The 26,092-nt window shown below is 68.2% G+C and carries 25 protein-coding genes; 9 read left to right on the top strand and 16 right to left on the bottom strand.

The window, feature by feature from the left end; genetic code table 11:
- Positions 1-47: 47 nt before the first annotated feature.
- Positions 48-2,132: a DNA gyrase/topoisomerase IV subunit B gene (locus tag OHB24_RS32620; protein ID WP_327634715.1), complete on the bottom strand. Its 2,085-nt coding sequence runs from the start codon at positions 2,130-2,132 to the stop codon at positions 48-50.
- Between the two features lie 393 nt (positions 2,133-2,525).
- Here OHB24_RS32620 and OHB24_RS32615 point away from each other — a divergent pair, with 393 nt between their 5' ends.
- On the top strand, positions 2,526-2,759 hold the full coding sequence (locus OHB24_RS32615; protein ID WP_130385795.1) for a DUF7455 domain-containing protein: 234 nt from the start codon (positions 2,526-2,528) through the stop codon (positions 2,757-2,759).
- A 107-nt stretch (positions 2,760-2,866) separates the two neighbouring features.
- Here the strand turns inward: OHB24_RS32615 and yczR are convergent, their stop codons facing one another.
- Positions 2,867-4,342, bottom strand: a complete 1,476-nt coding sequence (yczR, locus tag OHB24_RS32610; RefSeq protein WP_327634714.1) for an aminotransferase-like domain-containing protein — start codon at positions 4,340-4,342, stop codon at positions 2,867-2,869.
- Positions 4,343-4,435: 93 nt separating this feature from the next.
- Between yczR and OHB24_RS32605 the strand changes: the two genes are divergently transcribed.
- Entirely contained in the window at positions 4,436-5,059 is a 624-nt protein-coding gene (locus OHB24_RS32605) for a LysE family translocator (protein WP_327634713.1), read from the top strand.
- Here the strand turns inward: OHB24_RS32605 and OHB24_RS32600 are convergent.
- On the bottom strand, positions 5,017-7,029 hold the full coding sequence (locus OHB24_RS32600) for an amylo-alpha-1,6-glucosidase (RefSeq protein WP_327634712.1): 2,013 nt from the start codon (positions 7,027-7,029) through the stop codon (positions 5,017-5,019). The genes OHB24_RS32605 and OHB24_RS32600 overlap by 43 nt on opposite strands.
- 23 nt (positions 7,030-7,052) lie before the next feature.
- Between OHB24_RS32600 and OHB24_RS32595 the strand changes: the two genes are divergently transcribed.
- From OHB24_RS32595 to OHB24_RS32575, 5 genes are all read left to right on the top strand, one after another.
- Positions 7,053-7,556: a DUF456 domain-containing protein gene (locus OHB24_RS32595; RefSeq protein WP_327634711.1), complete on the top strand. Its 504-nt coding sequence runs from the start codon at positions 7,053-7,055 to the stop codon at positions 7,554-7,556.
- A 108-nt stretch (positions 7,557-7,664) separates the two neighbouring features.
- Entirely contained in the window at positions 7,665-8,234 is a 570-nt protein-coding gene (locus tag OHB24_RS32590) for a DUF5666 domain-containing protein (RefSeq protein ID WP_327634710.1), read from the top strand.
- A 213-nt stretch (positions 8,235-8,447) separates the two neighbouring features.
- The gene (locus tag OHB24_RS32585; RefSeq protein ID WP_327634709.1) at positions 8,448-8,984 is read left to right on the top strand and encodes a hypothetical protein; all 537 of its coding nucleotides are present in this window, start codon (positions 8,448-8,450) and stop codon (positions 8,982-8,984) included.
- 87 nt (positions 8,985-9,071) lie between these two features.
- Positions 9,072-9,773 (top strand): response regulator transcription factor, encoded by a 702-nt coding sequence (locus OHB24_RS32580; protein WP_327634708.1) that lies wholly within the window; start codon positions 9,072-9,074, stop codon positions 9,771-9,773.
- Positions 9,773-11,275 carry a sensor histidine kinase gene (locus tag OHB24_RS32575; RefSeq protein ID WP_327634707.1) on the top strand — a complete coding sequence of 501 codons (1,503 nt, stop codon included), beginning with the start codon at positions 9,773-9,775 and terminating at the stop codon, positions 11,273-11,275. The genes OHB24_RS32580 and OHB24_RS32575 overlap by 1 nt, the downstream gene beginning before the upstream one ends.
- Positions 11,276-11,296: 21 nt before the next feature.
- Here OHB24_RS32575 and ppk2 read toward each other — a convergent pair whose 3' ends face one another.
- Genes ppk2 through OHB24_RS32560 form a run of 3 tightly spaced genes read right to left on the bottom strand, consistent with a single transcriptional unit; the run spans position 11,297 to position 14,250 of the window.
- On the bottom strand, positions 11,297-12,205 hold the full coding sequence (gene ppk2 / locus OHB24_RS32570; RefSeq protein WP_327634706.1) for a polyphosphate kinase 2: 909 nt from the start codon (positions 12,203-12,205) through the stop codon (positions 11,297-11,299).
- 44 nt (positions 12,206-12,249) lie between these two features.
- Complete coding sequence (locus OHB24_RS32565; protein ID WP_327634705.1) at positions 12,250-12,876, bottom strand: SAM-dependent methyltransferase; 627 nt, start codon at positions 12,874-12,876, stop codon at positions 12,250-12,252.
- 60 nt (positions 12,877-12,936) lie between these two features.
- Positions 12,937-14,250, bottom strand: coding sequence for an MFS transporter (locus OHB24_RS32560; protein ID WP_327634704.1), 1,314 nt, complete (start codon positions 14,248-14,250; stop codon positions 12,937-12,939).
- A 93-nt stretch (positions 14,251-14,343) separates the two neighbouring features.
- On the opposite strand from OHB24_RS32560, the gene OHB24_RS32555 reads away from it, so the two are divergent.
- Entirely contained in the window at positions 14,344-15,153 is an 810-nt protein-coding gene (locus OHB24_RS32555) for a phosphotransferase (RefSeq protein ID WP_327634703.1), read from the top strand.
- Here OHB24_RS32555 and OHB24_RS32550 read toward each other — a convergent pair.
- The gene (locus tag OHB24_RS32550) at positions 15,146-16,624 is read right to left on the bottom strand and encodes an MFS transporter (RefSeq protein WP_327634702.1); all 1,479 of its coding nucleotides are present in this window, start codon (positions 16,622-16,624) and stop codon (positions 15,146-15,148) included. The genes OHB24_RS32555 and OHB24_RS32550 overlap by 8 nt on opposite strands.
- Positions 16,625-16,739: 115 nt before the next feature.
- Here OHB24_RS32550 and OHB24_RS32545 point away from each other — a divergent pair, with 115 nt between their 5' ends.
- Complete coding sequence (locus tag OHB24_RS32545) at positions 16,740-17,462, top strand: TetR/AcrR family transcriptional regulator (RefSeq protein ID WP_327634701.1); 723 nt, start codon at positions 16,740-16,742, stop codon at positions 17,460-17,462.
- A 47-nt stretch (positions 17,463-17,509) separates the two neighbouring features.
- Here the strand turns inward: OHB24_RS32545 and OHB24_RS32540 are convergent, their stop codons facing one another.
- The 9 genes from OHB24_RS32540 to OHB24_RS32500 all read right to left on the bottom strand — a co-directional run bounded on the left by OHB24_RS32540 (position 17,510) and on the right by OHB24_RS32500 (position 26,021).
- Positions 17,510-18,565, bottom strand: coding sequence for a Gfo/Idh/MocA family protein (locus tag OHB24_RS32540; protein ID WP_327634700.1), 1,056 nt, complete (start codon positions 18,563-18,565; stop codon positions 17,510-17,512).
- A 1-nt stretch (position 18,566) separates the two neighbouring features.
- Positions 18,567-19,373, bottom strand: coding sequence for a sugar phosphate isomerase/epimerase family protein (locus tag OHB24_RS32535; protein ID WP_327634699.1), 807 nt, complete (start codon positions 19,371-19,373; stop codon positions 18,567-18,569).
- Between the two features lie 35 nt (positions 19,374-19,408).
- Positions 19,409-20,563 carry an ROK family transcriptional regulator gene (locus tag OHB24_RS32530; RefSeq protein WP_327634698.1) on the bottom strand — a complete coding sequence of 385 codons (1,155 nt, stop codon included), beginning with the start codon at positions 20,561-20,563 and terminating at the stop codon, positions 19,409-19,411.
- Between the two features lie 85 nt (positions 20,564-20,648).
- Positions 20,649-21,326 carry a YidC/Oxa1 family membrane protein insertase gene (locus OHB24_RS32525; RefSeq protein WP_327634697.1) on the bottom strand — a complete coding sequence of 226 codons (678 nt, stop codon included), beginning with the start codon at positions 21,324-21,326 and terminating at the stop codon, positions 20,649-20,651.
- 45 nt (positions 21,327-21,371) lie between these two features.
- Positions 21,372-21,635, bottom strand: a complete 264-nt coding sequence (locus OHB24_RS32520; RefSeq protein ID WP_327634696.1) for a DUF6412 domain-containing protein — start codon at positions 21,633-21,635, stop codon at positions 21,372-21,374.
- Positions 21,636-21,639: 4 nt separating this feature from the next.
- Positions 21,640-22,956 (bottom strand): RNA polymerase sigma factor, encoded by a 1,317-nt coding sequence (locus tag OHB24_RS32515; protein ID WP_327634695.1) that lies wholly within the window; start codon positions 22,954-22,956, stop codon positions 21,640-21,642.
- A 192-nt stretch (positions 22,957-23,148) separates the two neighbouring features.
- A complete protein-coding gene (locus OHB24_RS32510; protein ID WP_327634694.1) occupies positions 23,149-23,769 on the bottom strand; it encodes an HhH-GPD-type base excision DNA repair protein in 621 nt (206 codons plus the stop codon).
- 1 nt (position 23,770) lies between these two features.
- Positions 23,771-24,199 (bottom strand): universal stress protein, encoded by a 429-nt coding sequence (locus OHB24_RS32505; protein ID WP_327634693.1) that lies wholly within the window; start codon positions 24,197-24,199, stop codon positions 23,771-23,773.
- Between the two features lie 343 nt (positions 24,200-24,542).
- Positions 24,543-26,021: a glutamate--cysteine ligase gene (locus OHB24_RS32500; RefSeq protein ID WP_327634692.1), complete on the bottom strand. Its 1,479-nt coding sequence runs from the start codon at positions 26,019-26,021 to the stop codon at positions 24,543-24,545.
- Positions 26,022-26,092 lie beyond the last annotated feature (71 nt).

The following is a 26,092-nucleotide window of genomic DNA, read 5'->3' as shown; positions in this document are numbered from 1 at the left end:
GAGGCAAGCGTTTCGTGGTGGGCTGACCCGCCGCGGAGCGGGGGCGGTTAGACGTCGATGCGGTTTTCGTCTAGGTCGTAGGCGCCTTGGACTATGAATTCTTTGCGGGGGGCTACGTCGTTGCCCATCAGGAGGTCGAAGACCTTGGCGGCGGCTTCGGCGTCGTCGACCGTGATGCGGCGCAGGGTGCGGTGCCGGGGGTCCATGGTGGTTTCGGCCAGCTGGTCGGCGTCCATTTCACCGAGACCCTTGTAGCGCTGCGGCGGCTCTTTCCAGCGGACGCCCTTCTTCATCAGCTCGGCCGACTTCCGCTGGTACTCCGAGTCGCTGTACGTGTACAGGTACTTGTCCTGCCCCTTCTTCGGGTTCGTCAGCTCGAACCGGTGCAGCGGCGGTACGGCGGTGTAGACGCGCCCCGCCTCCACGAGCGGCCGCATGTACCGGAAGAAGAGTGTCGCGAGCAGCGTCCGGATGTGGGCGCCGTCGGAGTCGGCGTCCGCCATGAAGATGATCTTGCCGTACCGCGCCTGCTCGAGATCGAACGTGCGACCCGAGCCGGCCCCGACCACCTGGATGATCGACGCGCATTCGACGTTCTTCAGGACGTCACCGACGGACGCCTTCTGCACGTTCAGGATCTTGCCGCGGATCGGCAGGAGCGCCTGGAACTCCGAGCTCCGCGCGAGCTTCGCCGTACCGAGCGCCGAATCACCCTCGACGATGAACAGTTCGGACCGGTCGACGTCGTTGCTCCGGCAGTCCGCGAGCTTCGCCGGCAGCGCCGACGACTCCAGTGCGGTCTTCCGCCGCTGCAGCTCCCGGTGCTGACGGGCGGCGACCCGGGTCCGGGATGCGGCGACGATCTTCTCCAGTACGGCGCGCGCCTGCGCCTTGAACTCACGTTTCGTCGACGTCAGGAACGACTCGAGCTCGGTCTGTACGACCTTCGCCACGATCCGCGACGCCGCCGGCGTACCGAGCACTTCCTTCGTCTGCCCGTCGAACTGCGGCTCGGCGAGCCGCACCGTCACGACCGCGGTCAGACCTTCGAGTACGTCGTCCTTGATGATCTCCTCGCCGTTCTTCAGCAGGCGGGTGCCATCTAGTGCATTGGTGAAACTCTTCGACAGCGCCCGCTCGAACCCGGCGACGTGGGTGCCGCCCTTCGGGGTGGCGACGATGTTCACGAACGAGCGCAGCTCGGTCTCGTACCCGTCGCCCCAGCGCACCGCGATGTCGACGTCCAGGTCCCGCTCGACGTCGGTCGGCGTCATGTGGCCGGCGTCGTCGAGCATCGGCACGGTCTCGGTGAAGTGACCGGTCCCGGCCAGCCGGACGACCTCGGTCACCTTCTGGTCGGTCGCGAGGAACTCGCAGAACTCGCTGATCCCGCCGTCGTGCTTGAAGGTCTCCTCGGTGGCCTCGTCGCCGCGCTCGTCGCGGATCACCAGCTCGAGCCCCGGCACCAGGAACGACGTCTGCCGCGCCCGGGTGACCAGCTCGTCGTAGTTGAACGCGGCGTCCTTGGTGAAGACCTGCCGGTCCGCCCAGTACCGGATCCGGGTGCCGGTGACACCCTTCTTCGCCCGGCCGGCCTTCCGCAGGCCCTTCGCCGGGGTGAAGCCGGCCGCGGCCCCCTCGCCGTCGAACTCGCCAGCAACACCGCGCCGGAACGACGTCGTCCAGATCACGCCGCCGCGGTCGACCTCGACGTCCAGCCGCGCCGACAGCGCGTTCACCACCGACGCGCCGACACCGTGCAGACCGCCGGACGCGTTGTACGACCCGCCGCCGAACTTGCCGCCGGCGTGCAGCTTGGTGAACACGACCTCGACGCCGCTGAGCTTGGTCTTCGGCTCGATGTCGACCGGGATCCCGCGCGCGCGGTCGACGACCTCGACCGAACCGTCCTTGTGGAGCACGACGTCGATCTGCTCACCGTGCCCGGCCAGGGCCTCGTCGACGGCGTTGTCGATGATCTCCCACAGGCAGTGCATCAGGCCGCGGCTGTCGGTGGACCCGATGTACATGCCGGGCCGCTTGCGGACCGCCTCGAGACCCTCGAGGACGAGCAGATGGCGGGCGTTGTACGCCGGGTCGATCTCGGTACTGCGAGGCGTCGGGGCGGCCACAGGGCTCCTTCACTGGATTGCCACACTTACACACCGCAGCTTATGCGGCCGCACCCCCAAAACACGGCAGGCGGGGCCTGAGACGACTGGCAGCTGGGTACAAGACATACGTGTTGCGACAGGTATCGATCCGGACTCGATTAAGAGTGGCGTACGACACTCCGATTCCGAGCAGACGGTAACGGTTCCATGGCGCACAGTGAGAGTAGAAGCACCCCGCCTCCGTGTCTCACCAGAAAATCGCCCGCAGGCGAAACGATTCCGCGTCAGCAAGCGTCATACGAAGACAGGTGGTTCGTCTCACATACGGACACGTTGTCCCCACCGGGAAGCGATCCACGTGTCAGGATGTTGCTATCTGGTGAGTACGGAACTAGATGAGATGAGGCCTCAATGACTACAGCACTCGCCCCGAGTTCGGCGCTGTCGGCCGCGGATCGTTGTGACCGCTGCGGTGCGCAGGCCTACGTCCGAGTCACTCTGACCAGCGGTGGGGAGCTACTTTTCTGCGCCCACCACGGCCGGGAGCACTCGGAGAAGCTGCGCGACATCGCGATCACCATCCACGACGAGACCGGTCGGCTCGAAGCCACCCCCACCACGGTCGCCGTAGACGACGAGCGGTGACCCAGACGCTGTTCTAAACGCGCCAGCGCCGGCGCCAAAGTCATCACAGGCTTCGATGGCGGTTCACCCGAGAGGTGAACCGCCATCCCTCTTTTCCACCAGTTCGCTTACACGACAGGTACGCCGGGACCGGGTCCGTGCCGCCGCAGTTCCTGCCAGGCCCGCGACAACCGCGTGACCGCATCATCAAGCACTTGCTCGGAGTAGGCGAACGGCACCCGTAGGTAGTCGTCGTGCGCACCCGACGGATCCATCGCCTGTCCGGCCACCACCTCGACGCCGTGCCGCAACGCGACTTGCGCGAAGACCCGGGCGTCGGTGTCCGGCAACCGGACCCACAACGCCGACCCGCCCACCGGCGACGACCATTCCCAGTCCGGTAGTCGTTCGGTCAACAACTCCCCCATCAGCTTCTTCCGCACGGTCGCCAGCCGCGCCCGCGCCGACGTCAGCTCGGTGAGCCGCGGCAGCAGCCGAGCAGTCAGTGCCTGGTCGATGACCGGACTCCCGAGATCGGCCAGTGCCTTGTGCCGCGCCAGCCGCTCGGCCAACGGTCGCGACGCGCGGATCCACCCGATCCGCAGTCCGCCCCACACGGCCTTCGACACCGACCCGATCGTCAGCACCTCGGCATCGTCCGGCGCGTACGCCGCCAGCGGCGGCGGGATCTCCGGACCGGCCGGATCCCACGCCGAGTACGCGTTGTCCTCGACCACGACGACCCCGTGCCGGGCAGCCAGCTCCGCGACCTGCCGGCGACGGTTCGCCGACATCAGCCGGCCGGTCGGGTTGTGGAACGTCGGCATCACGAACAGCATCGCGGGCTGATGCTCGGCGAGCGCGGCCTCGAGCAGGTCCGGCCGGATCCCGGCGTCGTCCAGCGGTACGCCGACCACTCGCCCGCCGGCCGCCCCGAACAGGTCGAAGCATCCCGGCCAGCTCGGCTGCTCGATGGCGACCGCGGCGCCGTTGCGCAGGTACATCTGCGTCGCGAGCGCGATCCCTTGGTGCGCGCCGGTCGTCACAACGATCTCGTCCGGCGACGTCGGCAGTCCGCCCTCGGTGAAGTGTTCCGCGATCCGCTCGCGCAGTACCGGCAGACCGCGCGGGTGGTACCCGACGTCGCCGAGCAGTGCGGGCAGCTCGTCTGATGCGAGTTCGATCAGCTCCGCCGACAGTTCGGGCAGTCCAGGGTCCACGGCGTACGTGAGCGAGATGACTTCGCCCGGTCCGACGGTGATGCGGTGGAACAACGACTCGCCGTACCCGGCCGGCATCTGCTTGTCCGATCGTGAACGACCACGTCCGGCGGCGCGCGCCACCGTCGTACCGCTGCCACGACGGCTCTCGACCAGGCCGCGGGCGCGCAGTTCGTCGTACGCCGCGACGACCGTCGAGCGACTGATCGCCAACGAGTCCGCCAGCCGTCGTTCGGCCGGGAGGCGGGCGCCGACCGGGAGTTCGGCGGAGCCGATCAGAGCCGCGATCTCGTCGGCCAGCCGCCGGTAGAGGCCGCCGCTGCGGGTGCTCAGCCGGTTGCCGATCAGGTCGGCCAGCGCCGACGGGTCTCCAGAACGGTCCACTTCTCCTCATATTGGCTCGGGTGGACTGCTTCTCGCGCCGCCAGGCTAGTACCGGAAGGCAGTCCAGTTCGAGAGCAGGAGTGAGAAGACATGATGATCGGTCAACTGTTGGGGTTCACCGGCGCGACGGTGGTGCTGGTCGGGATGCCGGGGCCGAACAACCTGTACATCTCGCTCCGCAGCCTCACCCAGGGCCGTCGCGCGGGGGTCGTCTCCGCGCTGGCGATCGAGACCGGGACGCTCGTCTACATCGTCGTGACCGCGCTCGGTCTCGCCACCCTCGTGCAGGCCTCGCCCACGCTCTTCACCGCGATCACCGTCGCCGGGGCGCTCTACCTCGCGTACCTCGGTCTCAAGCTGCTCAAGGCCCCGGCGAACGACCATCCCGCCGATGTCCAGGCCGCGCCGCTCGGCCGCGTGTTCCGCGACGGCGTCGTGGTGAACCTGCTCAACCCGAAGGCGGCGCTGTTCTTCCTGGCGTTCCTGCCGCAGTTCGCGACCCGCGGTGCCGATCCGGCTCAGCTCCGCACCGAACTCCTGCTGCTCGGCGTCGGCGCCTTGCTGATCGGCCTCACTTTCGACCTCTGCTACGCGGTCGGCGCGGACGCCGTCGGTCGCCGCTTCCGCTCGGTCCGTACGACGAGCCGCCGCCGCAACCTGATCGTCGCGGCGATCTACCTCGCACTGTCGGCGTTCGCGCTGATCACGGCACTCTGAGGCCCTTCCACTACCACCACTGAGCCGTTCTCGAACCGCAGCGACAACGTCTCGCCGCCGACCCGCAGCCCGCCGAGTTCGAGCACCTGCCAGGGCACCGAGTCGGCGGGATTGATCGCGAGCGTGCCGCCGGGTACGTCGGGCTCGATGCCGAACGCCGCCACCACCACGGCAACCGCGGAGGCCGCTGCCCACGCCTGCGGGCGGCACGAGAGCGGGTACGGCGTCGGCGTACTCTCGGCGCTCGTCCCGCGGCCGCCGTACAACTCCGGCAGGCGGTAGTCGAACGCCTCCGCCGCACGAACCAGTCCCTCGACGTACGACGACGCCACATCGGCCTGACCGCTCGCGAACAGGCCCTCGACAGTCATCGCGGTGTCGTGCGGCCAGACGCTGCCGGTGTGGTAGCCGAGCGGGTTGAAGCGGGTCATCGCGGTGGACAACGTCCGAAGCCCGAAGCCGCTGTTCAGGTCGTCGCCGGCCAGTACGTCGGCGACCGTCTGCTCCTCGTCCGCGTCGAGCAGCCCTGTGCCGAGCAGGTGGCCCATGTTCGACGCACGACCGACCACCGGGTTCTTCGCGCCGTCGAGCGCGATCGCCGGGTAACCGTCGACCCAGAACGTGGCCCGGAAGCGTTCCTGCAGCGCCGCCGCCCAGGCGCGCCACTCGTCGCCGGACTCGCCGTACGCCTCGAGCAGTTCGGCGCCCTTCACGGCAGCGGCGTACGCGTAGCCCTGGACCTCGCACAGCGCGATCGGCGCCGTCGCCAACGTCCCGTCCGGCCATTGCACCGCGTCGTTGGAGTCCTTCCAGCCCTGGTTCGCGAGCCCGTGACCCGACTCGTCGACGTACTCGAGGAAGCCGTCGCCGTCCGGGTCGGCGTACTCCTTCATCCAGGTGAGGGCGCGCTTCAGGTTCGGGAGGAGGTCGCGGACCTCGTCGGCGGGCATACCCCAGCGCCACGCCTTGTGCAGCGTGGTGATCCACAGCTGGGTCGCGTCGTGGGTGCCGTAGTACACGGCCGGCAGGACCAGGCCGCCGCCGTGGTCGGCGACCTCGGCGCGTAGCTCGTGCGGGATCTTGCCCGGCTGTTCAGCGGAGCCGGCGTCGACCTTGGCGCCTTGCCGCGCGGCCAGCGCTCGCAGCGTCCCGGCGGCGAGCGTGGGATCGACGGGGATCAGCATGCCCGACGAGATCAGCGAGTCACGGCCGAAGAGCGTGAGGTACCAGGGCGGGCCGGCGCCGAGGTAGCGGTCGTCGTCCGCGGCGAGCTGGAGCGCGCGGACGTCCTCCAGCGAACGGTCCAGCCAGCGTTCAACCCGCTTGTCGTCACAGCGGACAACAACGTCGTACGGCGTGCGCTCTGCCGGCGGCTCGATCGAGAAGCCGGTGTTCGACTTCGGGAAGTCGGCCGTCACACGCACGGTGATCGTGAACTCCTCCCCCGGTTCGACGCGCGGTGTGGCGGAGATGCCGGGGTCGGCGGTGACGACGACGCGGGTGTCGTCCTTCTCCCATCGAGTGCGTCCAGGGCCGTCCGGGAGCGGCGCGAGTTGCGGCAGGCCGGCGGCGGCGCCGCTGCGGACCGCGGCCGTGCCGGCGAGATCGGTGCCGAGGGCAACATCCAGCCGGCCTTCGATCGCCGACCGCGAGCGGTTCACCAGGGTGATGCGCTCGGTGAGGCCTTCGGAGTCGACGGTACGGGTCCGGTACAGCATCACGGTCGGGTCGTGCCGGGTGTCGCCGAGTCCCTCGACCATCGCGACGTACTGATGGGTGGCCGAGTCGCGTTCGTCGACATGCACCGGGACCGGCTCGCGTCCGTCGACCGTCACGCTCAGGTGGGACAGGATCCGGCGGTCCCGGGCGTACACGCCCTCGGCGCCGGTGCCGGTCAGCTGACCGGATCGGGGCGACAGAACGACCCACGGAGCAGCGAGGGCGGTGACCAGTTCGTGTAACGGGGACATGTCTCCACCCTAAAGGTGCGCTGATGCGAGAGAGTGTGGGTATGGAGACAGGGGTGACCGTACTGGTCGGGATCGCGATCTTCGTCGGGATCGTGGGCATCGTCGTACCGATCCTGCCCGGGGCGATCCTCAGTCTGGCGGCGATCCTGGTCTGGGCGATCGTCGAGGGCAGCGCGACCGGGTGGGTCGTGTTCGCGATCGCGGTGGTCCTGATCGGTGCGAGTCAGGTGGTGAAGTACGTCGTACCGGAGCGGCGGCTCCGCGAGGCCGGCGTACCGCGGCGGTCGATGTTCTTCGGGGTCCTGCTCGGCATCGTCGGGTTCTTCGTGATTCCGGTGGTCGGCATGTTCGTCGGCTTCCCGATCGGCGTCTACCTGTCCGAGCTCCAACGCCAGCGCGACCACGCCCTGGCGTGGACCTCGACCAAGCACGCACTCCGCGAGACCGGCGTCTCCATCCTGATCGAGCTCGTCGGCACCTCACTCGCCGCAGCCGTCTGGCTCATCGCCGTGCTGTTCATCGTGTGAATTGCCAGGGACTTTCCAGTCCCAGCAGAGGGCCGTCCAAGGTCTGCCACGAACGGTGGAATGACCAGTGCCGGGCATCTCCCGGCACGCAACGGAAGGCACTGCAGTATGGCGTTGCATCAGAAGCTCATCGACAACCGCTGGCGGGCGGCCGGCACGATCGCCGCGGTGGCGGCGACCACGGTCGGTGGCGGCGTCGCGTTCGCGGCGACCGGCGACAACACCACTCCGGCTTCCTCGACGGCCCCGTCCGAGGGGACGACCAACGGGAACCAGAAGGCGCCCGATCACGACAAGGGTCCACGGGACGGGCTGTTCGGCGCGTTGCACGGTGAGTTCGTCGTACAGAAGGACGGGGGTGGCTACCAGACGGTCGTCACGCAGTCCGGTTCGGTGACGGCGGTGAGCAGTACGTCGATCACGGTGACGAGCGCGGACGGATACAGCCGGACGTACGTCGTCAACTCGGACACGAAGGTGAACCGGGACGGGAAGATCGCCGACCTCAAGAGCGGTGCGACGGTCCGGATCCGCGCGGTCGTGTCCGGGAGCACCGCGACGGCGAGCTCGATCGACGACGGCAGCAACCGCCCGACCGGCACCCCGCCGAACGGCGCCAAACCCAACGGCGACAAGCCGAACGGTCAGCAGCCGAGCGCCACGCCGAGCACGAAGTAGTCGACGACAGCTTTTGAGGGGTCGACTCCGGGGAGTGCGGGGTCGACCTCTCAGAGGTCAGGCGGCGGGACGAATCGTCGCCCACGCACCGTTCTTAGGTGATTGCCAGGTTGTTCTTATCCGCAGCGGAGGTTTGTCCAAGGTCCGCACGCCACCGTGGGAAGGAACAGTGCCGGGTGACGTCCCGGTACGCAGTACGGAAGGCACAGCAGGATGAAGCTCTCACAGAAGCGATGGCGGCTGCTCGGCACGGTGGCCGCCGTGGCCGTGACCACCACGGCGGGCGGGGTCGCCTGGGCAACCAGCAACGCAGACCCGACACCGTCACCGTCGGCCTCCCCGTCCAGCCCGTCCACCCCCGGGCAACAACAGAAGCCGGACAGACCGGGCAAGGGCGGATTCGGGCCGCGGGGCGAGTTCGGGCTCGGCGGGGCGCTGCACGGCGAGTTCGTCGTACCGAAGGACGGCGGCGGGTACCAGACCGTCGCGACCCAGCGCGGCGAGGTCACCGCGGTGAGCAAGGAATCGATCACGGTGAAGAGCGCGGACGGGTACAGCCGGACCTACACGCTCACCGAGGACACGCTGGTCAACGCGGCCCGCGACGGCATCGACGACGTGAAGACCGGGAACACCGTGACCGTGACGGCCGTGGTCACCGACGGTAAGGCGACCGCCAGTTCGGTGAACGACGGGACCGTCCGTGACGCGGCCGGCCAGAAGTGGGGTTTCAAGCACGGCCCCCGCTGAGGCCTCCCGGAGTAGTCGCGGACGACTCACAGGTGATTGCCAGGAACCTTCCAGGGTTCGCATGGGATTCACCTGCACACTGAGACCATGAGTCCGCATCTGCTGGTTGTCGACGACGAGCCGAACATCGTCGAGCTCCTGTCCGCGAGTCTGCGTTTCGCCGGGTACGAAGTGACCACGGCGACCCACGGCGCCGAGGCGCTGCGCAAGGCGCGGGACGTGGAGCCGGACCTGGTCGTGCTCGACGTCATGATGCCGGGGCTGGACGGTTTCGAGGTCGTACGCCGTTTGCGCGGTGAGGACCGGCACGTGCCGGTGCTGTTCCTCACCGCCCGGGACGCGGTCGAGGACAAGGTGCTCGGCCTGCAGACCGGCGGCGACGACTACGTCACGAAGCCGTTCAGCCTCGATGAGCTGGTCGCCCGTGTCCGTGCGCTGCTCCGCCGGTCCGGTCACCGTGAACAGACCACGACCGAGGCCGCCGTACTGCGCTATGCGGATCTGGAACTGAACGAGGACAGCTACGAGGTCTTCAAGTCCGGTCAGGCCGTGCAGCTGTCGCTGACCGAGTTCAAGCTGCTGCGGTGCTTGCTGGAGAACTCCGAGCGGGTGATGTCGAAGGGCCAGATCCTGTCCGCTGTGTGGAACTACGACTTCGCCGGGGACGCCGGCGTGGTCGAGTCGTACATGTCCTACCTGCGCCGTAAGGTCGACACCGGCGACCAGAAGCTGCTCCACACCGTCCGCGGGGTCGGCTACGTCCTGCGTACTCCGCGAGGCCCCAACTGATGCAACTGAACCACCGGCGGTTCGCCGACCGGTACCCGCTGCGCGTCACCATCGTCGTGGTCCTGCTGGCGCTCGTCGCGCTCGCCCTGGCCGCGTCCGGTGTGCTGGCGACCACGATCATGCGCGGCTACCTGATCGACCGCGTCGACGAGCAACTGCAGCAGACCGCCATGCCGCTGTCGCACGCCCCGTCGGATCGGCGTCCGTTGCCTCCCGGCGGCGGTGGCGGACCGGTGCGCCGGCAATTGCCGAGCGAGTTCGTGGTCCAGTTCAACGACTCGGAGGGTACGAGCGACAAGGGGCCGGTCGGGTCGCCCCTCGCCGAGACGGAGCCGTTGCCGAACCTGCCGACGCTCAACCTGAACCAGGTCCGCGACCTGGCCGGGAAGCCGTTCCAGGTCGACGCGCAGTCCGGTGGGGCGACGTGGCGGGTGCTCGCGTTGCCTACAGACGACGGGAAGGGCTCCGTCATCGTGGCGCTGAGCCTGAAGGAGATGGACCACACGATCCAGCGGCTGGTCGGGATCCAGGCCGCGGCCGGGGTGATCCTGCTGGTGTTGCTGGCCGGCGTCGGGACTTACGTCGTACGGCGAAGCCTGCGTGGGCTCGAGGACGTGGAGCACACCGCTGTCGCGATCGCCGGCGGGGACTTGAGTCGCCGAGTGCCGCAGCGGGACCCGCGGACCGAGGTCGGGCGGTTGTCGCTGGCGCTGAACCAGATGCTCGGACAGATCGAGACCGCGTTCGCGCAGCGCACCGCGTCGGAGTTCGCGGCGCGGCGGAGTGAGGACGCGGCGAGGCAGTCGGAGGAGGCCGCTCGGCAGTCCGAGGACCGGATGCGGCGGTTCGTGGCGGATGCGTCGCATGAGTTGCGTACGCCGTTGACGTCGATCCGGGGGTTTGCAGAGCTGGCCCGGCACCGGGGTGACGTGACAGACGCCGACACGATGCGCCGGATCGAGGACGAGGCCAAGCGGATGGGGCTGCTCGTCGACGACCTGTTGTTGCTCGCGCGACTGGATCAGCAGCGGCCGTTGCGTTCGGAGTCCGTCGATCTGCTTCCGATCGCGGCCGACGCACTGCACAACGCGCAAGCCGTGCAGCCCGAACGCCACATCTCGCTGACGATCCTGCCCGACTCGGAGGCGCCGGTCGTCTCCGGCGACGAGGCACGCCTGCGGCAGGTCCTCGGGAACCTGGTGAGCAACGCCCTGCACTACACCCCCGTCGACGCGCCCATCACCGTCTCCGTCGGAACCCGAGGCTCCGAAGCCATCCTCGAAGTCAGCGACACCGGCCCCGGCCTCACCGACGAACAGAAGGCCCGCATCTTCGAACGCTTCTACCGAGTGGACACAGCCCGAACCCGCTCCACCGGCGGCTCCGGCCTTGGCCTCTCCATCGTCGCCGCCCTCGTAGCCGCCCACCACGGCCACGTAACCACCACCGACACCCACCCCCACGGCGCCACCTTCACCGTCCACCTCCCCCTCACCACATAAACCGACCCCACTCCTCGGCGGCTAGAGGACTGGGAAGGTTCGGGTGGCGGATTCTCCGTGTTCTAGGACTTGGGCTGCGGGGCCCAGGAGTTTGGGGTCGGGGTGGCCTACTAGGGCTTCGTCCTTGTCGGTGTAGTTGTAGAGGGAGAGGACGTGGCGCATGGCTTCCAGGCGGGCGCGTTTCTTGTCGTTGCTTTTGACAACGGTCCAGGGGGCGTGGGGCGTGTCCGTGTAGTGGAACATCGCCTCCTTGGCCTCGGTGTACGCCTGCCACTTGTCGAGCGACGCGAGGTCGGTGGGTGAGAGTTTCCACTGCCGCACCGGGTCGATCTGCCGGATCGTGAACCGCGTCTGCTGCTCGGCCTGCGACACCGAGAACCACAGTTTCACCAGCAGGATCCCGGACCGCACCAACATCCGCTCGAACTCCGGCGCCTGCCGCATGAACTCCTCGTACTGCTCCTGGTCGCAATACCCCATCACATGCTCGACGCACGCGCGGTTGTACCAGGAGCGGTCGAACAACGTCATCTCACCAGCCGCCGGCAGGTGCGCGACGTACCGCTGGAAGTACCACTGCGTCTGCTCGCGCTCCGTCGGCTTCTCCAGCGCGACGATGCTCGCCCCGCGCGGGTTGAGGTGCTCCATGAACCGCTTGATCGTCCCGCCCTTGCCGGCCGCGTCACGACCCTCGAACACGATCACCAGCCGCTGCTTCGACCGCTTCACCCAGTACTGCAGCTTCAGCAGCTCGATCTGCAGCAGCCGCTTGTCCCGGTCGTAGATCTGCCGCGCCAGCCGCTCGCCGTACGGGTATCCCTCGCGCCACGTATCGACCGGCGTACCGTCGGCCCGCAGCAGCACCGGGTCGTCGTCCTCCTCGTCCAGCACGCGGAAGCCGAGCTCTTGCACCAGATCAGGCGTGTTCATGAGCACAGACTCGGCCCCGAGGATGACGCCCAGGTGAACAAGACTCAGTGGCGACGCAGCTTCACCGTGCAGTCGCGGCGATTGATCGGTACGCCGTCGCGCAGCACCTGTGCCCGGTCGTGCGCACGGCTGACCAACGTCTCCCACTCGCCGTCCGGAAGGCCCAGGCTCTCGATCACCTCATCAGGCTCCGGGAAGTGCAGGTCGGGATGCGGATTGTGCTCCCCCGGCGGGAAGCCCAGGTGGCCCTCGATGAGCAGTACGCCGCCTCGCGCGACAACCGCCGCTGCACGGCGCAGGATGCCGTCGCGGGGCAGTTCGGTCTTGGAGTGCAGGAACTGCGCGGACACCAGGTCGAACTCACCGTCCGGGAACGACTTCCCCAACTCGTGCTGCTGCCAGTCGATCCGGTCGCCGACCCCGGCGGCCTTCGCGTGCTCGGCGGCGCGCCCCAGCGCGACCGTCGAGATGTCGACAGCGGTGACGGTCCAGCCCCGCTGCGCGAGCCAGATCGCGTCGGCCCCTTCGCCGCAGCCGAGGTCGAGGGCCCGGCCCGGCGTGAGGCCGGACACCTCGTCGACGAAGGCGACGTTCGGCTTGCCGCTCCAGATCTGCTCGTGCTCGGTGTAGAACGCGTTCCAGTGCTCGTCAGGGAGCTGTTCGGTGGTCATGAACCGATGGTGCACGGACCCGCTACGCAGCGGCAAACATTCTTGCCGGATTGGCAAACCCTAGCTGTCGCGGACCGGTAGCGGTTCGGCCTTCCCGACCACGAACGCGTACGTCAGAGCACCGATCACCGCCACCACCCCGGCCACCGCGAACGACGGCAGGTACGACCCGTGGTAGATGTCGAGCAGCAGGCCGAAGACGTACGGGCTGATGATCCCCGCGATGTTCGACGCGAAGTTCTGGATGCCCCCGATCGAGGCCACGTGCCGCGACGACGGTGCCACGTCACCCGGCAACGACCAGATCCCCGTCGCCGCGATCGCCAGGCTCGCGTACGAGATCGCCAGGAACAGCAAGGCGACATACACCGACTTCGCCGGGGCCGCGAACACGATCGCCGCACCGCCGAGCAGCCCGCCGACCATCACGGTCTTCCGCACCCGCGTCACGTCCGCGCCCGCGCGGATCTTCCGGTCGGCGACGATGCCGGCGATCCACCCGCCGGCGATCGCGGTGATGCCGGGCAGTGTGCCGAGCGTCCCGAGCTCCTTCAGGTCGAGCCCGCGGGCGTCCTTCAGGTACGACGGGAACCAGGTGAGGAAGAAGTAGATGACGAAGTTCAGGCAGAAGAAGCCGAGCATCATCCCGCGGATCGTCCGGTACCGGAACAGGTCCCGCCAGCGCACCTGCGCCGCGGCCTCGGAGTCGTTCTCGTCGAGCCGCGCGCCGTTCGACACGATGTACTCGCGTTCCTCGGCGTTCGCGTGCTTGTGCTCCATCGGATCGCGGTAGTACCAGTACCAGACCGCCGCGAGCATGATCCCGAGCACGCCGAGCACGACGAACGAGAAGTGCCAGCTCACCAACGCGATCAGCGCGGTCACGACCGGCAGCGACAGCACCGTCCCGACCCGCGAACCGGAGTCGATCACCGCGCTCGCGAACGCCCGCTCGTGCGCGGGGAACCACCGCGACGCGGCCTTGGTCGCACTCGGGTACGCCGGCGCCTCCCCCGCTCCGAGCGCGAACCGGAACGCGAACAACGACCAGAACCCGCGCGCGAGCGGCGTCAGCGCGGTGACGACGCTCCACCAGAGCGCGGCGACCGTGAACGCCTTCCGCGAACCCACCTTGTCGGCGAACCAGCCCGCCGCCAGCATCGCGCCGTCGTACGCCCAGAAGAACGCGCCGAGGATCAGGCCCTTCTCGGCGTTGCTGAGGTCGAGGTGCAGGTCGTCCTCGATGAACGGCAGCGCGACGCTGAGGTTCGCGCGATCCAGGTAATTCAGTGAGAGCCCGACGAACGCGAGCCCTAGGATCAGGTACCTCGTACGACTGGCTCCGGGTGGAGCTTTCACAGAGGTGGCGGTCACTGTGCGCCTCCGATCGAGTGCGGATCGTGGCACGCTACCTCGCACGTCTTCTTTGTGCAGACAAATGTTTCATGCAGCGGAATGAGGCTTTGAGTGATCGAGGACGGCGAAGAGATCCCGCTGCTCGGCGGCGACGTGACCGAGGGCCTGGTGCGCGTCGGCGACACCGTACGGCGCCCGCCCGGCGAGCGCGCCGAACTTGTCCAGGACGTCCTGCTGCACCTGGAGAAGGTCGGGTTCGACGGCGCACCGAGATTCCTCGGCATCGACTCGGCCGGCCGCCAGGCGCTCACGTACGTCGAGGGCGAGGTCGCGGGCCGCCCGCGGCCACCGTGGATCGCGGACGAGGAGCGGATGGTCTCGGTCGCACGGCTGCTGCGTGCGTACGACGACGCCGTCGAGGGATTCGGGATCCCGGAGAACCTGCCCGCGCCGATCGAGCCGCCCGGTTTGCCGGACCTCAACGATCCGCCGGAGCTGGTCGGCCATCAGGACGTGACGCCGGAGAACGTGGTCTTCCGGGAAGGGCGCGCGTACGCGCTGATCGACTTCGATCTCGCCCGCCCGGTGAGCCGCGCCCGTGAGTTCGTGAACCTGATGCTGTGGTGGGCCCCGCTCGGCGCCGACGCCGATCTCGACCCCGAACTCCGCGGCCTGGACCGTCCCCGCCGCTGCCGGCTCCTCGCCGATGCCTACGGCCTCTCCCCCGCCGAGCGCGCCCGCACACTGGAGCTCACGATCGGTTTGAACGTGCGCGCCTGGCACACGATGAAGTACCGCGCCGAAACCCTCGGCGGCGGCTGGCAGCGGATGTGGAGTGAGGGAGTCGGCGACAAGATCCGCGCACGGCAGACCTGGCTCGAGGAGAACGCCGACTCCCTCACGACCGCACTACTCAGCTGACGGCAACCTCGTCCTTGACCTCTTCCGGAGCTGACGTCTTCCGGTCCCGCATGAGGACGAACGCCAGCACCGCGGACCCGAGGACCGCTACCGCACTCACCACGAAGGTGCCTGACATCGCCTGCGCAAAGGCGGTCCGGGCGGTGTCAGCCAACCCCGCGTCACCTAGAGCGAATGCCTCGCCGATCGAGCGTCGCGCCGCGTCAGGCGCCGACTCCGGCATCTTCGCGGTGAAGTTGTTCGCCAGCGCCGACCCCAGGATCGCGATCCCCAACGCCGCACCCGCCTGCTGCACGGTGTCGTTCAACGCCGACCCGACGCCCGCGTGCTCGTGCGGCACGGCACCCATGAGCGCCGCGGTCGCCGCCGGCTGAGCCAGTCCGGCGCCCACCCCGAACACACCCAGCGCCAGTGCGACCATCCCGAACCCGTCGTCCGCGGACAGCCTCGACATCACCCAGAAGCCGCCGGCCAGCACGACCAACCCGGCGACGGTCATCGGCCGGTTCCCGATCTTCTGACCGAGCGTCGCCCCGACACCGTTCACCAGGATGACCGCCACCGCCATCGGCGCCATCGCCAGACCGGCCTTCGTCGGCGAGAACCCAAGGACGAACTGCATGTACTGCGTCAGCGCCAGAATCAACCCACCGTTGGCGACCTGCAGCAGCACCAGCGACAAGCTGCCGCCGCTGAAGTTCCGGTCGCGGAAGAGCGTCAACGGCACCATCGGCACCGGAGTCCGCAGCTCCCACACGACGAACAAGGTCAGCCCGGCAACGGCGACAATCAGCATCGGCCAGGACAGACCGTGCTCCGGCAGTTCGATGATCACCCAGACCAGCGACACCAGCCCGACCATCGACAGCAGCGCACCGATCGGGTCGGGCTTGCGCCACGGCCCTTTGGACTCCGGCATCAGGATCACTGCCGCCGCGATCGCCAGCACCGCCACCGGCACGTTGATCAGGAACACCGAGCCCCACCAGAACTTCGCGATCATCGCGCCGCCGAGCACCGGCCCGCCGATCAGCCCGACCATCAGCACCGAGCTCCAGATCGACATCGCCTTCCGGCGTTCGTCGTCGTCGAAGACCGTGATCAGCACCGACAGCGTGCTCGGCATCACGACCGCCCCGCCGACTCCCATCAGCACCCGTCCCGCGATCAGCATCTCCGGAGTCCCGGCGTACGTCGCCAGCAGGGACGCGGCGCCGAAGATCGCCAGACCGGCGATCATCACCTTCTTGCGCCCGTACCGGTCGGACAGGCTGCCGGCAGTCAGCAACAGGCCGGCGAACACCAGGATGTAGCTCGCGACGATCCACTGGATCTCCTGCGCGCTCGCACCGAGGTCCTCGGTCAGCACCGGGATCGCGACGTTCAGGACGCCGTTGTCCAGCACGAGCACCATCGTGCTCAGGCAGAGCACGATCAGAATCAGCCACCTGCGCGGATGCCGAGCGGTCATCGCGCACCTCCTCGAGTTAATTGAACAGTGTTCAGTGTGCCTGAACAGTGTGCAATTAGAACTGAACGCTGGTCAAGTCCTGCACAGTGTTCAGTAATCGGCTAGGGTGGACGGCATGGCGAGCGAGGAGTACACGTCGGTCTGGACCCGGCCGAAGCGCGGCCGGCGCCGTGAGCAGCCCGCGCTGACCCAGCAGCAGATCGTCGCGGAGGCGATCAAGCTGCTGGACGCCGACGGGCTGGAGGCGCTGACGATGCGCAAGCTCGGAGCGGCGCTCGGAGCGGTGGCGACAGCCGTCTACTGGCACGTCGCGAACAAGGACGAGCTGCTCGAGCTCGTCGTCGACGAGGTGTACGGCGAGGTCGAGGTGCCGAGGGTCGCCGACCCGTCGGAATGGCGCCCTGCGGCAGAAGCCGCGGCGCGCAGTGTGCGCGCGATGATCGTCCGGCACCCGTGGGTCGCGCCCACGCTCGCCGACGTGGGCATGAACTACCTCGGGCCGAACCTGATGCGGATCTCCGACGATCTGCTCGGCACCTATCTGGCCGCCGGTTTCGAGCTGATCGAGGCGGACCAGGCCGCCAACACAGTGCTCGGCTACGTGATCGGTGTCGCCTCGGTCGAAGCCGCGACCGTCACCAAGCTCAAGCGCACCGGCAAGGACATGGCCGCCTGGCAGGCCGAGGTCTGGCCCGCCGCGGTCAAGGCCGCCGAGCCGTACCCGCACATGCGGGCACTGTACGCCGCCAACAGCAACACCGATCTCGAAGCGGGCGGCGAGGACAGCTTCAGCTACGGCCTCGCCAGAATCCTGGACGGCCTCGAAGCCCGTCTGTGACGCGGGCCGGTTGCCCGAGGCTGTTCCACCCCGGGCAACCGACCAGGTCAGCGAGCGATCTTCACCTCGGCGCCGCTCTTCGCGGACTCGTAGATCGCGGTCAGCATCCGGGCCATCTCGAGGCCCTGCTCCGCGGTCGCGTCGGCCGGGATCTCGCCCCGGCAGATCTGCAGGAAGTGATCGATCTGGTTCGCGAACCCGACCTTGAAGTCGAACCCGAGCGAGTCGATCTGCGGCTGGATGTGCAGCAGCGTGTCGTGCTGCTCGGTGACCATCAGGAGCTCCGGCTCGATCTCCGCGCCGCCCTTGTCACCGTGGATCCGGACGCTGATCTCGTTGCGCGCGTGCAGCGAGAACGACGTGGCCACGTCGAGGACCGCCCCGCCCTCGAAGCGGATCTGCGCGGTCGCGAAGTCCTCGACCGTGTTCGGCCGCGCCGCCGACGCCGCCTTGTACCGGGTCAGGTTCTGGATGTTGTCCCGGGCACCCAGCGGCGCGAACGTCGCACCGGACGCGGACACCGCCTTCGGCATCCCCATCAGGTACCAGCACAGGTCGATGATGTGGACGCCGAGGTCGATCAGCGGACCGCCGCCGGACAGCTCCACGTCGCCGAACCAGCCGCCCGGGTTGCCGGCCGTCCGCAACAGCGTGGCCCGCGCCGCGTAGATGTCACCGAACTCGCCCGCGTCCAGGAACCGCTTGGTGACCAGGGCGTTCGGCGCATACCGCCGTACGTACCCGATCTGCAGGGCCTTTCCGGTCTCCTCGACCGCCTTCACCAGTGCCTCGGCCTCGGGCACCGTCACGGTCATCGGCTTCTCGACCAGGACGTCCTTGCCCGCCCGCAGCGCCGCCTCGGCGATCGGGGCGTGCAGCGTGTTCGGCACGCAGACGCTGACCGCGTCGACGTCCGGGTCCGAGAAGATCTCCTCGGCGGAACCGGTCACCCGCGCCACGCCGAACTGCTCACCGCGCGCCTTCGCCCGCTCGAGGTCGACGTCGCACACGGCGACGAGCTCGGCCTGCGGGTTCTGCTGGTACGCCTTCAGATGCTCGACAGCGATCGAGCCGAGCCCGATCACTGCAATCCGCGTCGTCATGTCACGCCACGCTTTCGGTCAGTCGAATGATGTTCGCGAGCGAGCGCTCGATGGCCGGCAGCGGTGCCTCCATGCCCTCGAACTCCAGGCTCACCGGTACGTCGGGCTTGGTGGCGGCCAGTGCGAGCAGACCGGCCACGTCCACGTCGCCGTGGCCCGTGACCGTGCCGAGCAGGTAGTCGCCGGCCAACGTCTTGAGCCAGCCGTCGCCCGCCGAACGGCGGATGTGGAAGTCCTTCACACCGATCGATGCCGCGACGTCGATCAGTCCGGCGGCGGTCTTGCCGGGCACCTCGCCGACACACAGTCCGTTGCCGAGGTCGAGCGTGACCCGGAAGTTCGGGCGGTCCACGGCGTGCACGAGCCGGGCCAGCCGGTCGCTGCCGTTCATGAAGAAACCGTGGTTCTCGATCGTCGACACGATGCCCAGGTCCGCGGCGTGGTCGGCGACCGCGCGGCAGCCCTCGACGACCTTCTCGAACGTCGTCTCGAACTCGCCCGGGTCCTGCTCGCGCCACGCCCACGGCGCGACGTCGTGCCGGAAGATGCCGGCGCCGAACTGGTGCGCGACGTCCAGCTGCTTGCGGAGGCGGTCGATCTCCTCGGTGTCGGCGGACCGCAGATCGCCGCTGACCAGGTAGTTCACGATCGGTACGCCGATCTCCTCGGCGTGCTTGGCCGTGTCGCGGACGACGTTCTCGTTCTCCAGGTAGTACTCGCCGTCCATCGCGGCGACCTCGATGTGCCCGGCCGAAGAGGCCGCGACCCAGTCCAGGACCGCGATCAGGTCCATCTCGCCGCTCGTCATGAGCTGGCGGAAGCAATACGAGCTGACTCCTAGCTTCACTGCGTGGTCCTCTCGAGTTCGTGAGTGATGTGGGTCCACGGACTGGGGTAGTCGTGGACACCGTAGATACCTGAGCTGCACCGGTCGAACGCGTTGCCGACCGCCCCGAGCACCACCGCCTCGCGCCCCAGTGCCGAGGCGACGAAAGGTGGGCGCTCGGGGAAGACCAATTCCTGCTCGACCGCTGCCGCGAGCGGACGAAGCAGAGCGCCGCTGTCCTGCAGAGCCCCGCCGCGCACGACCACGACCTCCGGATCGACGACCAGCAGCACGGTCGCGATCCGCCCGGCGATCTGCGCGCAGAAGTCCTCGACCTCCGCCTGCGCGTCGGCGTCGCCGGCGGCGGCCGCACTCAGCACCTCCGCACTGCTCGGCCGCACGGACCAGACGAGCTGTCCGCGCTGCGCGTTGCGGGTCCAGCGCATGCCGCGCTGCGCACCGAGCTCACCGGCGAGGCGGTGACGGCCCTGCCGGATGACTCCGTTCAGCACGATCGACACGGACAGCCGATGACCGATCTGGAGATAGACGACATCGGAGTACCCACGGCCCGCGCCGCCGCGTTGCTCCGCCAGCGCCGCCAGCTTGATGTCGTTGTCCACGACGATCGGCTGTTCGAGCTCCTTCGCCAGCAACTCCGCGACGGGCAGGCCGACCAGGTCCGGCATCGCCAGGCTGGCGCGCAGGCGACCGTCGGCCTCGACCACGCCGGGTAGACCCACGCCAACCGCGCGGAGACGTCCCAGATCGATCGAGCCGGCTGCGGCGTCGAGTGCCCGTGGGATCAGTGAGAGATCGGCCTTCCGCTCGGGCGCCAGTTCGGCGTACCCAAGCCGGCGGCCAGACAGGTCGCAGATGATCGCGCGGGCCCCGCGGGGACCGAGGTCGACGCCGGCGACCAGCCCTGTCTCGCGAGCGAACCGGAAGGCACGGGCAGGTCGGCCCGGACCGGCCGTGGCCGGGCTGGCCGCCTCGACCAGCCCGGTCTCGAGGAGATCGTCCAGGACGGCGTGCACGGTCGGTCGCGACAGGCCGGTGCCCTCGCTGATCGCCCCGACCGTACGCGCCTCATCGGCGTCGGCGAGGAAACGCAGGCACGCGACCTGGTTCGCAGATCGCTCCGCCTGGGCGGCGCCGCGTGCAGTATCCATCGACCCCAACCCATTATGGAACCGGCTTTAATAAAGACGGTAACAGAATGGGTCGACAGAAGGCAACGGATATTGCCAGTAGCAACTAGCGCTGGAGGATTGTGCGTTCGGCGACTGTCCAGGTGGTGGTTGTCAGGAGGTAGAGGCCGGCGGCCAGCGGTACGAAGGCGGCTGTCAGCAAGGTGCCGTACGGCAGCAGTTGAGCGACGCGTCGTGACAACGTGGTCGCCGACGGGTCCAGTTGGCGTAGCTGGAGTCGGGCCGAGAACCAGGCGACCACAGCGAGTAGTACCGCGATCACGATGTACGCCGGGGTGCCGGTGAGGATCGGCCAGTGCACGCCGAGCGGGGCGCCGAGCAGGTTGCCGCTGATGAGCTGGTTCGACTCCCCCGCCACCATGGTCCGCGAGAACAGCGTGTACATCAGCCAGAAGAACGGCAGCTGCGCGAGCGTCGGCAGGAAGCCGGCGAACAACGACGTACCGGACTCGGTCTGCAACTTCGCCACCTCACGCTGCAGGCGCTCCGGGTTGTCGCGATGCCGTTCGGTCAGCTTCTTCAGCTGCGGCATCAACTCCGCGCGGGCCTTCAACCCGCGGTGCGCCCGCACGCTCAGCGGGAGCAGGGACAGCCGTACGACGAGGGTGCACAGGACGATCGCGATGACCGCGGCGTACGCACCGGTGAGCGGTTCGAGTGTGGTGACGAGGGACGTGAGCAAGTGATAGGCACCGGCGACCGGTGCCTCCAGAAAGGAAGGCACAGCAAAACTCCACGAGTGTGTAGGAACAGGTAGCGAGGTGGACCGCTACTGTCCCGGTGCTCGTGGGCGTGGGCGTCCGGCCGCGTCGGGATCGCGCAGCCGGAGGAACACGGTCTGCTCGGCCCGGTCCCGGACCGAGGTCGCGCGAGCGAGCAACGGCGCGGCGGTGTGCACCGAGCGCGCGGACGACCGCGCGACGACGACCAGCGCCAACAGCAAAGCCGCCGCCGTAAGAACGGCGGCGGCCAACGAAGCCGTGTCCAACACAGGGATCACCGACGCGACAACGCCGGCGATCCACTGCGTCATGACATCAATCCAGGTAATCCCGGAGGACCTGTGAGCGCGACGGGTGGCGCAGCTTCGACATGGTCTTGGACTCGATCTGGCGGATCCGCTCGCGGGTCACGCCGTACACCTTGCCGATCTCGTCAAGCGTCTTCGGCTGGCCGTCGGTCAGACCGAACCGCATCGAGACCACACCGGCCTCGCGCTCGGACAGCGTGTCGAGGACCGCGTGCAGCTGCTCCTGGAGCAGCGTGAACGAGACCGCCTCGGCCGGCACGATCGCCTCGGAGTCCTCGATCAGGTCACCGAACTCGGAGTCGCCGTCCTCACCGAGCGGCGTGTGCAGCGAGATCGGCTCACGACCGTACTTCTGCACCTCGATGACCTTCTCCGGGGTCATGTCGAGCTCCTTGGCGAGCTCCTCCGGAGTGGGCTCCCGGCCGAGGTCCTGCAGCATCTGCCGCTGGACGCGGGCGAGCTTGTTGATGACCTCGACCATGTGCACCGGGATCCGGATGGTCCGGGCCTGGTCGGCCATCGCGCGGGTGATCGCCTGCCGGATCCACCAGGTCGCGTACGTCGAGAACTTGTAGCCCTTGGTGTAGTCGAACTTCTCCACCGCGCGGATCAGACCGAGGTTGCCCTCCTGGATCAGGTCCAGGAACAGCATCCCGCGGCCGGTGTAGCGCTTGGCCAACGACACCACCAAGCGCAGGTTGGCCTCGAGCAGGTGGTTCTTGGCGCGCCGGCCGTCCTCGGAGATCCACTCGTACTCGTCGCGGACCTTCTCCTTGAGCTTGGCGGTCTCGTCGGCGATCTGCTCCTCCGCGAACAGGCCGGCCTCGATCCGCTTGGCGAGCTCGACCTCCTGCTCGGCGTTCAGCAGCGGGACCTTGCCGATCTGCTTCAGGTAGTCCTTGACCGGGTCCGCGGTGGCCCCCGCGACCATCACCTGCTGCTCGGGCTCGTCGGTCTCGTCGGCCTCGGAGACGATGAAGCCCTGGTCCTCGGTGAGCTCCTTCTCCAGTGGCTTCACCGCGTCCGGGCTGAAGTCGGACTCGTCCACATCGTCCAGCGCGCGCGGCTTACCGGTCTTCGGGTCGATGGACAGACCCGCCTCGGACACTGCCTTCTTCGCCGTAGCCTTCTTGGCAGCGGCCTTCTTCGCGGGGATACCGTCCTCCTTGGTGCCGGCGGCCTTCACCGCGGCCTTCTTCGCGGCCACCTTCTTGGCGGCCGGGTCGGTCACTCGAGCGCTGGTCCTCGGAGCCGTGCTACGGGCCGTGGCGGCCACGGTCCGGGCCGGCTCGGCGGGAAGATTCTCGGACGAGCTGGACGACACGAATTACCTCTCGTCTGACGCAGGGTTTGTACGACGGTACGACGTTGTGTTGCTGAGTCTTGGGGTACTGCTCTTCGCGGCTGCTCGCTGGTCAGGCGGCGGCAACAGTCCATTGTAATCCGCGAACCAAGCCCAAGCGTCGCGCGACCCCCCGCTGACGTCATTTCAGGGGGGCCGCCGGCGTCGATCGTCTCACCCGTTGCGGGTCTGCCGCAGTGGACGCGCCACCACCCGCTGCCGAACCATCTGCTGCTCCTGCTTGAACTGCCGCACTCTGACCAGCGACGCCACGTCGATCACGTCTGCGACCGACTTGAACGCGCCGTCCTCGCCGTACGGCTCGGAGGCCTCGCGCCAGCCGCGCGGCCGGACCTTCAGCTGCTTGCCGAGCAGCGCGACGAAGATCTTCGCCTTCTGCGCACCGAACCCCGGCAGCGCCGACAGCCTGGCCAGCAGATCGTCCCCGGACTTCACGTCGGACCACAGGCCTGACGCGTTCCCCGAGTACTGGTCGTCCAGGTGCTTGGCCAGCGTCTGGATCCGGGCCGCCATCGCGGTCGGGAAGCGGTGCACGGCCGGCGGACCGGCCACCACCTCGACGAACGCGTCCGGGTCGTAGTGCGCGACCGTCTGCGGGTCGAAGGGACCGATCATCCGCTTCGAGATCGCGACCGGGCCGGCGAACGCCCGCTCCATCGGAATCTGCTGGTCGAGCAGCATGCCGACCAGCAGGGCGAACGGATCTCTGCTCAACATCTCGTCGGCGTCGGGCTGCTGCGCAAGGCACAGCTTCCTGCTGCGTGTCGAAGTCACCTCAGTCCTCCTCCCCATCTAACAACTCAGGCTCGGCCTTCACGGCCAGCACCGGACACGGAGCATCGAGCAGCACCCGCTGCGCGTTGCTGCCGAGGATGAGCTTGCCGACCGGGGAACGGCGCCGCAGCCCGATCACGATGAACTCCGCGTGCACCTGCTCGGCGACGGCCACCAGGTCCTCCGCCGGGTCCAGGCCACGTACCAACTGCCGCACCTCATACGGCACACCGGTCGAGTCCAGCTGCTCCCGTACTTCCGTCAACGCGGCGTCACTCGCCGCAGCCTCGTCGCTGTCGAAGCTGCGCCCACCTCGATGCGAGTTCACCACCACCAGCTTGGCGTCTCGCAGCGTTGCCTCCTCCGCTGCGCGCCGAAGAGCCGCACGGCCTTCCGCCTTCGGCACATAACCCACGACGATGGTCGTCATCGCCCTGCCTCACCTCCGGGTGTGTGTCGACCCGTCTCGAACGATACTGCTCCCGACCGCAGTCGGCATCCGCTGCATTTGCACCTGTTGTGTCGTACCGGTGACGGAGGGCTGCCGGTGCCCGGGTCCTACCCGCGGCGGGCCCGCCTAACCTTCCGGTGGCCACACCTTTGCAGGGCTGTCACCAAATGCGCCACCCCTGTAGTCCGGGTCGTTATCGAACTCGTCCGGAAACCGTCGATCCCGTTGCCTTGGGCAAGATCGAACGGGTTCCGCCAGAAGGACCGGGGTTCCGCGACCCGCTGTCCTACGTTGTCGTGCGTACGCCGTCGTACGAACCGGTTCAGTCGACCGGCCATTCGTGCACGGGCGTGTTGTCGTGCATGTGGTCGCGGTACCGGCGGAGCATCCCGCGCAACGCGTCCTTGCGGCCGTGCGATCCCTTTGTATACAAGCGGTGGAACTCCTCGGCCTGCCACGACGCGCCGTTACGGCCCGTCAGGCAGCGCTGCTCGATGATCCCGAGCAGCCGGTCCCGTACGGCGACGTCCACGCCCCAGGCGTCGAGGCCGCGAACCGCCAACGGCAGAAGGCGTCTGAGCACCAGCTCGGTCGCACGCGCCGTACCGACACCCGGCCAGAACACCTCCGCCTCGATGCCGGTGCGGGCCGCGGCGTGGAAGTTCTCCTCGGCGGCGCTGAACGACATCTGCGACCAGATCGGCCGTTCGTCGTCGGCCAGCGCACGCACCAGGCCGAAGTAGAAGGCGCCGTTCGCGATCGTGTCGACGACGGTCGGCCCGGCCGGCAGCACACGATTCTCCACGCGGAGATGCGGCTTCTCCCGGACAACGTCGTACACGGGCCGGTTCCAGCGGTAGATCGTCCCGTTGTGCAGCCGCAACTCCGAAAGGGCCGGCGTGTCACCGCGGTCCAGGACGGCGATCGGATCCTCGTCGGAGGTGACCGGCAACAGCGCCGGGTAGTACCGCGAGTTCTCCTCGAAGAGGTCGAAGATCGAGGTGATCCATCGTTCACCGAACCAAACCCGCGGCCGGACGCCTTGCGTCTTCAGTTCGTGGGTCCGCGTGTCGGCGGCTTGCTCGAACAACGCGATCCGGGTCTCGCGGAGCAGTTCCTTGCCGAACAGGAACGGCGAGTTCGCACCGACCGCGAGTTGTACGCCGGAGATCGCCTGGGCGGCGTTCCAGTACCGCGGGAACGCCTCCGGTGTCACCTGGAGGTGGAACTGCGTCGACGTACAGGCGGCCTCGGGGACGATGCTGTCCGCGGTGACCTGCAGCCGTTCGACGCCGTCGATGGAGATCTGCACGTCCTCGCCGCGGGCGGCGAAGATCTGGTCGTTGAGCAGTGCGTACCGCGGGTTGGTGCTGAGCGCGTCGCGGCGGATGTGCTCGGTGAGCAGCGTCGGCAGGATGCCGATCACCACCATCGACGAGCCGGTCCGGGCGGCCTTGTCCTCGGCCGCGTTCAGGCTCTCCCGGATGCTCGACTCCATGTTGTCCAGACCGAGTCCGTCGATCTGGCCGGGCGGCACGTTGATCTCGATGTTGAACTGGCCGAGCTCGGTCTGGAACGCGTCGTCCTCGATCGCGCTCAGCACCTCGCTGTTCTTCATCGCCGGGTCGCACCGCTCGTCGACCAGGTTCAGCTCGATCTCGATCCCGGTCATCGGCCGCTCGGGCGCGAACCGGTCCTCGCGCAGCATCCGCGCGAAGGCGTCCAGATTGCGGTGCACCTGTTCGCGGAACGCGGTCCGGTCCGCCCGGGTGAACTCGACCCGGTCGACTTCCTCGCCCATCAGCGCCTCCCCTGGTGGCTCCCCCGGCTATGACATGGCCTCAGTGTGCACGAAGGTGCCCTTTGATGGGC

This window comes from Kribbella sp. NBC_00482 (assembly GCF_036013725.1).
In the GTDB taxonomy this organism is placed as follows: Bacteria; Actinomycetota; Actinomycetes; order Propionibacteriales; family Kribbellaceae; genus Kribbella.
This window is presented reverse-complemented; position numbering and strand designations above follow the sequence as displayed.